The 10,286-nt window shown below is 69.8% G+C and carries 12 protein-coding genes and 1 tRNA gene; 7 read left to right on the top strand and 6 right to left on the bottom strand.

Annotated elements, in window-relative coordinates:
• A partial coding sequence (locus tag O3Q52_RS40385) for an amidase family protein (RefSeq protein WP_269653536.1) occupies positions 1-571 on the top strand: 571 nt, incomplete at its 5' end.
• A 199-nt stretch (positions 572-770) separates the two neighbouring features.
• Here O3Q52_RS40385 and O3Q52_RS40380 read toward each other — a convergent pair.
• Positions 771-1,271, bottom strand: coding sequence for a DUF3830 family protein (locus tag O3Q52_RS40380; RefSeq protein ID WP_186001010.1), 501 nt, complete (start codon positions 1,269-1,271; stop codon positions 771-773).
• Positions 1,272-1,444: 173 nt separating this feature from the next.
• Here O3Q52_RS40380 and ehuB point away from each other — a divergent pair, with 173 nt between their 5' ends.
• From ehuB to O3Q52_RS40350, 6 genes are all read left to right on the top strand, one after another.
• Positions 1,445-2,293: an ectoine/hydroxyectoine ABC transporter substrate-binding protein EhuB gene (ehuB, locus tag O3Q52_RS40375; protein ID WP_269653538.1), complete on the top strand. Its 849-nt coding sequence runs from the start codon at positions 1,445-1,447 to the stop codon at positions 2,291-2,293.
• Entirely contained in the window at positions 2,290-3,018 is a 729-nt protein-coding gene (gene ehuC, locus O3Q52_RS40370) for an ectoine/hydroxyectoine ABC transporter permease subunit EhuC (protein WP_269653535.1), read from the top strand. Before ehuB ends, ehuC begins: the two co-directional genes overlap by 4 nt.
• Positions 3,018-3,668, top strand: coding sequence for an ectoine/hydroxyectoine ABC transporter permease subunit EhuD (ehuD, locus tag O3Q52_RS40365; RefSeq protein WP_269653534.1), 651 nt, complete (start codon positions 3,018-3,020; stop codon positions 3,666-3,668). The genes ehuC and ehuD overlap by 1 nt, the downstream gene beginning before the upstream one ends.
• A 10-nt stretch (positions 3,669-3,678) precedes the next feature.
• Positions 3,679-4,488 (top strand): ectoine/hydroxyectoine ABC transporter ATP-binding protein EhuA, encoded by an 810-nt coding sequence (gene ehuA / locus O3Q52_RS40360; protein WP_269653533.1) that lies wholly within the window; start codon positions 3,679-3,681, stop codon positions 4,486-4,488.
• A 241-nt stretch (positions 4,489-4,729) separates the two neighbouring features.
• A complete protein-coding gene (locus O3Q52_RS40355; protein WP_269653532.1) occupies positions 4,730-5,491 on the top strand; it encodes an IclR family transcriptional regulator in 762 nt (253 codons plus the stop codon).
• A gap of 87 nt (positions 5,492-5,578) precedes the next feature.
• Positions 5,579-5,652 (top strand) — tRNA-Lys (locus O3Q52_RS40350).
• Positions 5,653-5,722: 70 nt separating this feature from the next.
• Here O3Q52_RS40350 and O3Q52_RS40345 read toward each other — a convergent pair.
• From O3Q52_RS40345 to O3Q52_RS40325, 5 genes are all read right to left on the bottom strand, one after another.
• A complete protein-coding gene (locus O3Q52_RS40345; RefSeq protein WP_269653531.1) occupies positions 5,723-7,396 on the bottom strand; it encodes an AMP-binding protein in 1,674 nt (557 codons plus the stop codon).
• 55 nt (positions 7,397-7,451) lie between these two features.
• Entirely contained in the window at positions 7,452-7,982 is a 531-nt protein-coding gene (locus O3Q52_RS40340) for a hypothetical protein (protein ID WP_269653537.1), read from the bottom strand.
• Positions 7,983-8,117: 135 nt separating this feature from the next.
• Positions 8,118-8,738, bottom strand: a complete 621-nt coding sequence (locus O3Q52_RS40335; protein WP_269653530.1) for a lytic polysaccharide monooxygenase — start codon at positions 8,736-8,738, stop codon at positions 8,118-8,120.
• 96 nt (positions 8,739-8,834) lie between these two features.
• Positions 8,835-9,554: a nucleoside/nucleotide kinase family protein gene (locus O3Q52_RS40330; RefSeq protein ID WP_269653529.1), complete on the bottom strand. Its 720-nt coding sequence runs from the start codon at positions 9,552-9,554 to the stop codon at positions 8,835-8,837.
• A partial coding sequence (locus tag O3Q52_RS40325; RefSeq protein ID WP_269653528.1) for an SPFH domain-containing protein occupies positions 9,541-10,286 on the bottom strand: 746 nt, incomplete at its 5' end. The genes O3Q52_RS40325 and O3Q52_RS40330, both read right to left, overlap by 14 nt.

The following is a 10,286-nucleotide window of genomic DNA, read 5'->3' as shown; positions in this document are numbered from 1 at the left end:
CGCCGCGGCGGTGCGGCGCGGGGTGGAGGGGCTCGCGGCCCTCGGCGCGTACGTCGAGGAGGCCGACCCCGACTTCACGGACCCCGTCGAGGCGTTCCACACGCTGTGGTTCGGCGGGGCGGCGCGGGTCACCCAGCGGCTCGGCCCCGACCAGCGGAAACTGCTGGACCCGGGGCTGCGGGAGATCTGCGACGCGGGGGCCCGGTCCAGCGCGCTGGACTACCTCGCGGCGGTGGACGTACGCATGGAGCTCGGCCGCCGGATGGGTCTCTTCCACGAGACGTACGACGTCCTGGTCACCCCGACGATCCCGATCACCGCGTTCGAGGCGGGCGCGGAGGTTCCCCGCGGCTCGGGGCACCGGCGGTGGACGGGCTGGACCCCGTTCACGTACCCGTTCAACATGACCCAGCAGCCGGCGGCGACGGTCCCGGTGGGCACGGATGAGACCGGCTTGCCGGTCGGGCTTCAGATCGTTGGTGCGCGTCACCAGGATGCGTTGGTCCTGCGGACGGCGCATGCGTTGTACGAGGCGGGGGTCGCGGGGATCGCTCCGCCGAGGCTCAGCTGAAGGTCCGGTGAATCGACTGCGGGTCCGTCGTGGCTGATCGCGCAGTTCCCCGCGCCCCTGAAGGGGCGCCCCGGTCACCCGGCGCCCGCAAAGGGGCGCGGGGAACTGCGCAGTCTTTGGCTTTTTTTGGGGCGCGGGGAAACTGCGCGGTCAGCCCCACCGGCCCGCAGCTCCCCGGCAAACCCCAGCCCTGCAGCCCCTAAACCCGGGAGAAGCTCAGCGTCTCCCCCAGCGCGCCGGCACGCCAGAGGTCATTGCATGCCTCCGCCATCGCATCCAGCCCCTCCACCACCTGCCCCCACACAATCCCCGGGACCCACCCCACATCCCCGTTGAGCAGCAGGTTGTTCCGCTCGTAGAACAGGGCGAGGTCGATCACAGGCGTACCCGCCTGCACGCCGGAGGCGCCCCCGTACCCGTACGCCTGCGTACCCAGCTGCGTACCGGAGAAGGAGAAATAGCAGAGATCGCCCGGAATGGGCGTGACGGTCGGGTTCTCCAGCGGCGGCTCGGCCGGGGCGAACGCCGGGAACAGGGCGTAGATCTCGTTGCGGGCGTACTTGGCGTGATACACGTCACTGCTCAGCGGCAGCGCGTTCCACACCGCCTCGCAGGTGATCGGCGCACGGTCGTCGAGGAGCTTCGCAGTGCAGTGGACTCCGCGCTTGGACAGGGACACGTCGATGTAGCGGTCGGTCATGATTTCCATGGTCCACCCCGGGTCAAGAGGGCCCTGCGCAAACGGGGCGCAAACAGATCCGCATAACTCGCATCGTCCCGGGTAGCCGCGCGCCCATGGCTCCACCACTTGGGAACGACGCGAAGGAAGCTTCCGCGAAAGAGGAGAAACGCGGCGCGAGCCGCCGGTCACTGCTGGCCGGCGTCGCGGCGTTCGGTGCGCTCGGCGCGGCCGGATGCAGCCGTGTGGCCACTGCGTCCGGCAAGGACGGTGGTGATCTCCTGGACCGGTTGAAGGCCCAGGGCGTCGTACGCCTCGGCATCGCCGGCGAGATCCCTTTCGGCTACATCGACAAGAACGGCAAGCTCACCGGCGAGGCACCGGAACTCGCGCGGGTCATCTTCAAGCGGCTGGGTGTGGACAGCGTCCAGCCCGTGCCCACGGAGTTCGGCTCGCTCATACCCGGTCTGAACTCCCAGCAGTTCGACGTCGTGGCCGCCGGCATGTACATCAACGCCGAGCGCTGCGAGCAGGTGATCTTCTCCGACCCCGACTACCAGATGCTCGACTCCTTCATCGTGCGCAAGGGCAACCCGAAGAACCTGCAGGACTACAAGGACGTCGTGGAGTCGAAGGCGAAGTTCGCGACCGGAACCGGCTACGCGGAGATCCAGTACGCGGTCGACGCCGGGTACAAGGAGAGCGACATCCTGATCGTCCCGGACCAGGTCGCGGGTCTGAACGCCGTCGAGGCGGGCCGTGTCGACGTCTTCGCGGGTACGGCGCTGACCACCCGCGAGGTCGTCAAGAAGTCCCGGAAGACGGAGTCGACCAAGCCGTTCGCGCCCCTCGTGGACGGCAAGCCGCAAGTGGACGGCGGCGGCTTCGCGTTCCGTCCGACGGAGACCGGGCTGCGGGACGCCTTCAACGTGGAGCTCAGGAAGCTGAAGGAGAGCGGTGAGCTGTTCCGGATCCTCCAGCCCTTCGGTTTCACCAAGAACGAGATGACCGATATGACCGCGAAGGAGTTGTGCGGCGGATGACATCGGGACTCTGGGAACTCGTACTGAAGGGGATCTGGGTCACGGTCCAGCTGCTGGTGTTCAGCGCGCTGCTGGCCGCGGCCGTCTCCTTCGTGGTGGGCATCGCGCGCACCCACCGGCTGTTGACAGTCCGCTTCCTCGCGGGCTTCTACACCGAGGTGTTCCGCGGCACCTCCGCGCTGATCATGATCTTCTGGGTGTTCTTCGTGCTGCCGCCGGCCTTCGGCTGGCAGCTGGTCCCCATGTGGGCGGGCACCCTCGCACTGGGTCTCACCTACGGGGCGTACGGCTCCGAGATCGTGCGCGGCGCCCTGAACTCCGTCGACCCGGCGCAGCGTGAGGGCGGGATCGCGCTCAGCTTCACGCCCTGGCAGCGGCTGCGGCTGATCCTGCTTCCGCAGGCGGTGCCGGAGATGATCCCGCCCTTCTCCAACCTGCTGATCGAGCTGCTCAAGGGCACGGCCCTGGTGTCCGTGATGGGCATGGGCGACCTGGCGTTCAGCGGCAACCTGGTGCGGCTCGCGCTGCAGGAGAGCGCGGAGATCTACACGTACATCCTGCTGATCTACTTCGTGATCGCCTTCCTGCTCACGCGGGTCATGCGCGGTCTGGAGAAGAAGCTGAAGGCCGGGCTCGGCAGGGTGCCCGAGGGTGGCGGGAAGAAGCTTCCCGCGCGCCGCCCGGAGACCACGGCCGTCGGCGCCGAAGCGGCAGGGGGTCGCTGATGAAATGGGACTGGAGTGCCGTCGGCGACTTCATGCCGCAGTTCTGGGACGGACTGCTGGTCACCCTGCAGGCCCTGGTGCTCGGCTCGCTGATCTCCTTCGCCCTCGGGCTGGTGTGGGCACTGCTCATGCGCGCGCCGAGCCGCTGGGTGCGCTGGCCGGTCGGGGTCGTCACGGAGTTCATCCGGAACACCCCGCTGCTGGTGCAGCTGTTCTTCCTCTTCTACGTGCTGCCCGAGTGGAACATCACGTTCTCCGCGATGACCACCGGTGTCGTCGCCATCGGGCTGCACTACTCGACGTACACGATGCAGGTCTACCGGGCCGGTATCGAGGGCGTGCCGGCCGGCCAGTGGGAAGCGGCCACGGCACTGAACCTGCCCATGACCCGGACGTGGACCGCGGTGATCCTGCCGCAGGCGATCCGCCGGGTGGTGCCCGCGCTGGGCAACTACGTCATCTCGATGCTCAAGGACACGCCGATGCTGATGGCGATCACCGTCCTCGACATGCTCGGCGAGGCGCGCCTGTTCGCGCAGCAGAACTTCCAGTTCACCGAGCCCCTGACGGTCATCGGCGTGGCCTTCATCCTCATTTCCTATCCCGCTTCCCTCCTCATGCGAGCCCTGGAGCGACGTCTTGTCCGCTGACACCCCTCTGATGAAAGAGCCCGACGCCAACTCCGACGCCAACCCGGCGACGGACGGCAGCGAGCTGATCCGCTTCGACAAGGTCACCAAGCGCTTCGGGGACAACGTGGTCCTCGACGAGCTCGACTTCTCCGTCGCCTCCGGCAAGCACGTCACACTGATCGGCCCGTCCGGCTCCGGCAAGACGACGATCCTGCGGCTGCTGATGACCCTGGCCAGGCCCGACGAGGGCACGATCAAGGTCAACGGCGACTACCTCACCCACGAGGAGAAGAACGGCAAGCTGGTCCCGGCCGGCGAGAAGCACATCCGCGAGGTCCGCAAGAACATCGGGATGGTCTTCCAGCAGTTCAACCTCTTCCCCAACATGAAGGTGCTGCGCAACATCACCGAGGCGCCGGTCACCGTGCTCGGCATGTCCAAGGACGCGGCCGAGGAGCGGGCCCGGGAGCTGCTCGAACTGGTCGGGCTGACCGAGCACGTCGACAAGTACCCGAGCCAGCTCTCCGGCGGTCAGCAGCAGCGTGTCGCGATCGCGCGGGCCCTGGCGATGCGGCCGCAGGTCCTGCTCCTCGACGAGGTGACCTCCGCGCTCGACCCCGAGCTGGTCGCGGGCGTCCTCGACGTGCTCAGGGACATCGCCCGCACCACCGACATCACGATGCTCTGCGTGACCCACGAGATGAACTTCGCCCGGGACATCTCCGACCAGGTGCTGATGTTCGACTCGGGGCGTGTCCTGGAGTCAGGTCCGCCGGAGAAGATCTTCGGCGACCCGGAGCACGAGCGGACGCGGGAGTTCCTCGGCGCGGTGCTGTAATCCCCCGGGAGCGGTACGGACGGCTTTCAACAAGTGAAGACGGCGAGGTCCGAGGCCGGGCCACTGGGGCATGACTTTGACATATGCCAGAAGGATGCCCCGCTGTTGAGGGGGCTGGAACACGCCACCAATCTCGCCAACAGCCCCTCCCCGTACGCCTCTTGGCGGTTATCGTGGAGGGGGCCCGGCCGTCCGGGCTGCGTTGAAGTGAAAGCCGGGCCGAAAAGCGCAAGGGGATACCGTGGCGCTGAAGCACGAGCCGACCGTGCCGTACCACTCGACCCAGGACGCCCTGCGCGTCCTGGAGACCGTGGCCGCGCGGCACACCACAGGTGTCACGGACGCCGAACTCGCCAGCCTCACCGGCCTCGGCGCGGAGCGCCTCACCGCGCTCCTGCGGATGCTGCGCCGCGAGGGGTACGTCGAACAGATCGCCGACGGGGCGTACGTCACCGGGGCGGCGCTCGGCAGGCTGGCCTCCGCACACGGCCGGGACGAGGCCCTGCGCGCCCAGCTCCAGCGGAACCTCGACCGGCTGCGCGACTCGGTCGGCGCCGCCGTCTACATGAGCCGGTACGTGGACGGCGAGATCCACGTCTCCCAGTGGGCCGACAGCCCGAGCACCCCGGCGGTCAACGAATGGGTGGACTTCCGCTCCTCGGCCCACGCCAGCGCGATCGGCAAGAGCCTTCTCGGCCAGCTCGACCTCAACGGCCGGCGCGACCACCTCTCCCGCCACAGGATGGCCCGCCTCACCTCGCGCACCATCACGAACGAGCGCGCGTTCCTGTCCCGGCTCGACGCCCAGGCACCCACCGTGCCCGTGCTCGACCTCCAGGAGTACGCGGTCGGCACGGTGTGCGCGGCGGTCCCCATCACGGCCGGCTCGGCCGTGGGCTGCCTCGCCCTCTCCCTCCCGGTGTCCCACGCCCACCGGCTGCGCGAGGCGGCGGCCACCCTGAACCGGGGCGCGGCGCCGGTACTGCTCTCGCTCGCGATCTAACCGCAGGCGGCGTGGTCCGGAGCACCCTCACGGACCAGGTATTATTTTTTCTGTCGCCAGCCGCGAAAAGCGGTTGGCGAGAGTCATGCGCCGCTAGCTCAGTTGGTTAGAGCAGCTGACTCTTAATCAGCGGGTCCGGGGTTCGAGTCCCTGGCGGCGCACAGGACGAAGGCCTCCGCGAGAGCGGGGGCCTTCTGCGTTGCCCTCCCCGGCATCGAAGGGGCTCCGGCCCTACCTCACCAGCAGCTCCTCGCGCCCCCGCGCCCGGTACCGCGCGATCAGCTCCGCCAGGTCCTCCTCGTCCAGCCGCCGGTACCCGGACTCCCCCGCCGGCCGCCACCACACCGGATCCGCGCACCGGAACCCCTCCCGCCGCAGCCCGACCCGGTGGATCTTGTTCGTGGCGGTGACCGGCATGCGGTCCGCGATCCGTATGAAGCGGGGGGCCATCTTGGTGCCCAGGTCCGGCTGGGCCAGCAGGAACTCGGCGAACCGGAGCGGGTCGAAGTCCGTCCCCTCCCGCAACGCCAGGGTCGCCATGACCTGGTCACCGGCCACCGGATCCGGCACCGCGTACACGGCGACAGCGGCGGCGCCCTCGTAACGGGCGAGGATGTTCTCGATCACCGCGGCGGCCAGGTTCTCGCTGTCCACGCGGAGCCGGTCGTCCGTGCGCCCCGCGAAGTAGAGGAACCCGTCGGTGTCCTGGTAGAAGAGGTCCCCGGTCCAGTACCACCCGTCGCGCTGCCTGGCCGCCTCCGCCGCCTCGTTGCGCCAGTAGCCCTCGAAGGGATTGGGCCCGCGGTTCACCAACTCCCCTATCGACTCACGCCCGTTGAGCAGTCTGCCGTCGGCTCCGAAGGCCGCCGCGGGGCACTCCGTCCGGCTCACCGGGTCGACCACCGCGAGATCGTCGCCCGGGGCGGCCCGCCCGATCGCCCCCTTCGGTGTGCCGGGCGTCCGCTGGATCGCCGCGCCGCCCTCGGAGGACCCGTACCCCTCCACCAGCCGCACCCCGAACCGCTCCTCGAAGGCGGCCGCGTCCACCGCCCCCGCCTCCGTCCCGAAGCCAGTCCGCAGGGGGTTGTCCCGGTCGTCGGCCCGGGCGGGGGTGGCCAGGATGTACTGCACGGCCCGTCCCACGTACGTGAAGTAGGTGGCCTCGAACGCCCGTACGTCCGCCAGGAAGCCCGAGGCCGAGAACCGCCGTCGCAGGGCGACGCCCGCGCCGGCCGCGAGGGCGGGGGCCCAGTCCGCGATGACCGCGTTGCCGTGGAACATCGGCATGCAGACGTAGTGCACGTCGTCCGCGCGCACCCCGAAGTGGTCGACCAGCGAACGCCCGGCCGCCGCGAGCCGCCCCTGCGAGCAGATCGCCGCCTTGGGTGCCCCCGTCGAGCCGGAGGTGAAGTACAGGAGGAGGCGGCTCTCCGGGGCGGCCCGCGTCGGCTCGGGGCGCGCGTCCGCGTACGGCGCGAGCAGTTGCCCGTACGCCTCGGTGTCGGTCACCAGCAGCCGTACGCCCGGCAGTTCGAGTCCGTCGAGGAGCGGGAGGTGTGCCTGCTCGGTGACCAGGACGCGGCACTCGGTGTGCAGGATGTCGCGGGCGAGTTCGGGGCCGCGGCGGGTGGGGTTGATCCCGGCGACGGCCGCGCCCGCCAGGGCGGCCGCGCTCAGCCACAGGGGGTATTCGGGGGTGTTGTCGAGCAGCACACCCACATGCGGCTCCGCGCCGGGCGGCAGCAGGTCGGTCAGCAGTGCGGCACGCGCCGCCGCGCCCGCGGCCACCTCGTGGTGGGTCAGGGTCCGCTCCTCGAACCACAGCCCCGGCCGGTGGTCGCCCCACCGGTCCTGTACGAGCTCCGCGACGGTCCGCGCGCCGGTCCCCACGCTCCTGGATCCCATGGAGGCGCACCATAATTGACTGAGCGTCAGATGTGGAGGGTCAGGTGCGGAAGGGTCACGGCACCTTGTTGTACGGCCCGTCGTCGATCGAAGGAGGCTCGTCCACCTTGGTGACGGAAGGGTCGTCGTCCATGAAGGAGTTGTCGCCGAAGGCCTCGGTGTACGTGACCATGAAGCCGACGCAGAACACCACGACCACCGAGAGGAACGTCAGGATGCCCACGGTGGAGGCCGCGTTCCTGACGTGGCCCGGCGCCTGGGCCGTGGCCTTCACGGTCTCGCCCTCGGCGTAGTGCACGACGACGATGTCGCCCTCGACCGTCGTGCCCGGCCCGCCCTCCTCCTCGAAACGGATGGTGCGCCCGTCGCGGGCCGTGAACTCGTACACGTGGTGCAGCGTCGTACGCACGGAGGAGTCGCCGCTGCCGCCGCTGGTCGTCGTGTACGTGCGCAGGCAGCGCGCCTCCGCGGTCAGCCCGCTGTTCCAGGCCCGCCTCAGGTCCAGCGCGCGGCGGATCACCCTGACCGCCAGGAAGACGGTCACGGCCATGATCAGGCCCGGCACCGCATAGAACATGAAGTCCATCGACATCCCCCGATGTTCGGTACAGCTCCACGCACGCCGTCATGGTCATGCCGACGTGCGTGGAACCTACCCGTGGGGGGTGGGCAAGAGCCTCAAGGGATGCTCAGAGTTGTGCGGCGAACGGGTGTCGGGCGCTCAGAACGTCACGTCCGAGCAGGCGTAGAACGCGTTCGCCGTGTCGGCGATCGTCCACACCGCGAGGATGACGTGGCGACCGCTCTTGCCGGTCGGCAGGATGCCGCTGTGCGAGAGCGTCGCCGGCGGCTGGCCGCTGTAGGGGACACTGAGGAACGGGGCTGTGACCAGCGCGGACCGGGTCAGCGGAGCGTTCTGGTTCCAGCCGTTCTTGGTGATGTAGTACTTGAAGTCGGTCGTGGAGTGCCGGGCCGTGAACTGCCAGCGGAAGGTGTAGCTCTGCCCGCCGCTGACCTTCGTCGTCGGCCAGGCACCGCCCGAGGGCGTCGTCGCCGTGTCGAGCGCGCCGAAGTTGGTGTTGTTCGCGGAGCAGATCCGCCCGTCCGCGGGCCCGGTCGCAGGGAAGCCCTTGGGCCCCTCGACGCTCTGGGGCTCCCACTGGATGGCGCCGCAGTTGGCCACGGAGCCGTTCTGGCAGAGCTTCTGCCGGCTGATGGGGAGGTCTGTGTAGCCGTGGCCGGTGGCACCGCCGCTGGAGAGCACGAACGCTCCCGTGGTGGCGAGGCCGACCGCGGCGGCGTACCACTTCAGTCGCTTCCGGGGGTGGGGAGTTTCTCGCATGCTGCCGCTCCTGGAGAACGTGGGGGAAGTTCCGTGAGCTGTGCGTGCGCATCGCGATGCGTGTGGCGATGATTCAGGTCTAGACCAAGTCCCAGATTATTGCTGACTGTTGGCTGTGTCCATATCAAAAGATGGGCCCATACCAATAGTGGAGAGGATTCGGTGGCAGCGGTCCCGGGACTTCTCCACGAGTTCGCCGTTCGGGTCGTCGTTGGTGGCGACCCAGGCCCGGGCCCGGGCCTCGTCCCTCCCACCCGCCAACTGCCGCTCCACCAGCCTCACCTGACGCACGTCCCCGGGCGCCTCGACGTACCAGCACTCCCCCATGAACACATACGCCTCCCGCCATCCAGGCAGGTCGCAGGCGAGGTAGTTCCCCTCCGTGACGATCAGCCGGGTCGCCGGAGGCACCACGTGCCGCGCGGCGACCGGCTCGTCGAGCGTGCGGTCGTAGTCCGGTACGTAGATGTCGCGGCCGGTCTCGTCGAGGACCCGGCGCAGCAGGTCGACGTATCCCCACACGTCGAAGCTCGGCTCGGAGCCCTTGCGTGCGGTCAGGCCGAGGCGCTCCAACTGGGCGTTGGAGAGATGGAAGCCGTCGAGCGGCAGATAGGCGGCGCCCTCCCCCAGGTGCGCGACGAGGGCGCGGGCGAGGGTCGACTTGCCGGCGCCGGGCGGACCGGCGAGGCCCAGCACGGCGCGCGGTGTTCCGTCGGTCAGGGTCCAGGCGTCCGAGGCGAGCCCGGCGAGGGTGAGGCGGTCTCCGGCGGGGGTGCGGTGTTCGCCGGTGGGGGTGTGGTGGTCAGCGATCTCCATGTCCCGTATAGAACGCCACCGTCAGGTCCTTCACCAGAGCCTTGCGCTCGTAGTCGTCGAGTTCGACGAGCCCGCGCACGGTCAGCCGGGTCACCGTGTCCTCGACGGAGTCGACGACCGAGGTGAGAACCTTGTCGCGGTGCTGGGCGTCGAGTGCCGCGATCCGGCGGCGCTGCATCACGGCGGCGACCTCGGGGGCGTACTCGACGCGCAGCGGCTGTGCGGAGAACACCTGGAGGCCGGCCGCGGCCGCGTCCGCGGCCACGATGCGGGTCAGCGAGTCGCCGACGGCCTCGGTGTTGCGCAGGGTGGCGGACTCGGCGGCCCTCGGCGAGTTCGGCGCGACATCGGCCGGCAGCTGCGCGAGCACCCGGGCGAGCGCCGCTTCCACGCACTCGCGCAGATACCGCTGGTGGTCCTCGACGCCGAGCGCGGCGCGCGCGGTGTCCCGCACCCGCCAGACGACGAGCACCACGACCCGGAGCGCGACCCCGTTCGCGTCGACCGCCGGCATCGGGTCGCTGCGCCAGTGCCGCAGGCGTACGTCGATCCGGCGGCGCAGCACCAGCGGGTTGACCCACATGAGCCCGGTACGCCGGACCGTGCCCCGGTAGCGGCCGAACAGGCCGAGCACCCAGGCGCGTCCGGTACGGCCGCGGGCCAGCCCGCCGAACCCGAACAGGGTGAGCGCCCCGGCCCCGGCGAGCGCCGCCCACTGCGGTCCGCCGAGCC

It is taken from the genome of Streptomyces sp. ActVer (genome assembly GCF_027270795.1).
Classification (GTDB): domain Bacteria; phylum Actinomycetota; class Actinomycetes; order Streptomycetales; family Streptomycetaceae; genus Streptomyces; species Streptomyces umbrinus_A.
The sequence above is the reverse complement of the archived record's forward strand: the minus strand, read 5'-3'. Positions and strand labels throughout refer to the sequence as shown.

Excerpts from the sequence above, each read along its gene's own strand:
- O3Q52_RS40380 (WP_186001010.1), bottom strand. The coding sequence starts at position 1,271 with ATGACCGACCGCTACATCGACGTGTCCCTGTCCAAGCGCGGAGTCCAC.
- ehuC (WP_269653535.1), top strand. The coding sequence starts at position 2,290 with ATGACATCGGGACTCTGGGAACTCGTACTGAAGGGGATCTGGGTCACG.
- ehuD (WP_269653534.1), top strand. The coding sequence starts at position 3,018 with ATGAAATGGGACTGGAGTGCCGTCGGCGACTTCATGCCGCAGTTCTGG.
- ehuA (WP_269653533.1), top strand. The coding sequence starts at position 3,679 with ATGAAAGAGCCCGACGCCAACTCCGACGCCAACCCGGCGACGGACGGC.
- O3Q52_RS40345 (WP_269653531.1), bottom strand. The coding sequence starts at position 7,396 with ATGGGATCCAGGAGCGTGGGGACCGGCGCGCGGACCGTCGCGGAGCTC.
- O3Q52_RS40340 (WP_269653537.1), bottom strand. The coding sequence starts at position 7,982 with ATGGACTTCATGTTCTATGCGGTGCCGGGCCTGATCATGGCCGTGACC.
- O3Q52_RS40335 (WP_269653530.1), bottom strand. The coding sequence starts at position 8,738 with ATGCGAGAAACTCCCCACCCCCGGAAGCGACTGAAGTGGTACGCCGCC.
- O3Q52_RS40330 (WP_269653529.1), bottom strand. The coding sequence starts at position 9,554 with ATGGAGATCGCTGACCACCACACCCCCACCGGCGAACACCGCACCCCC.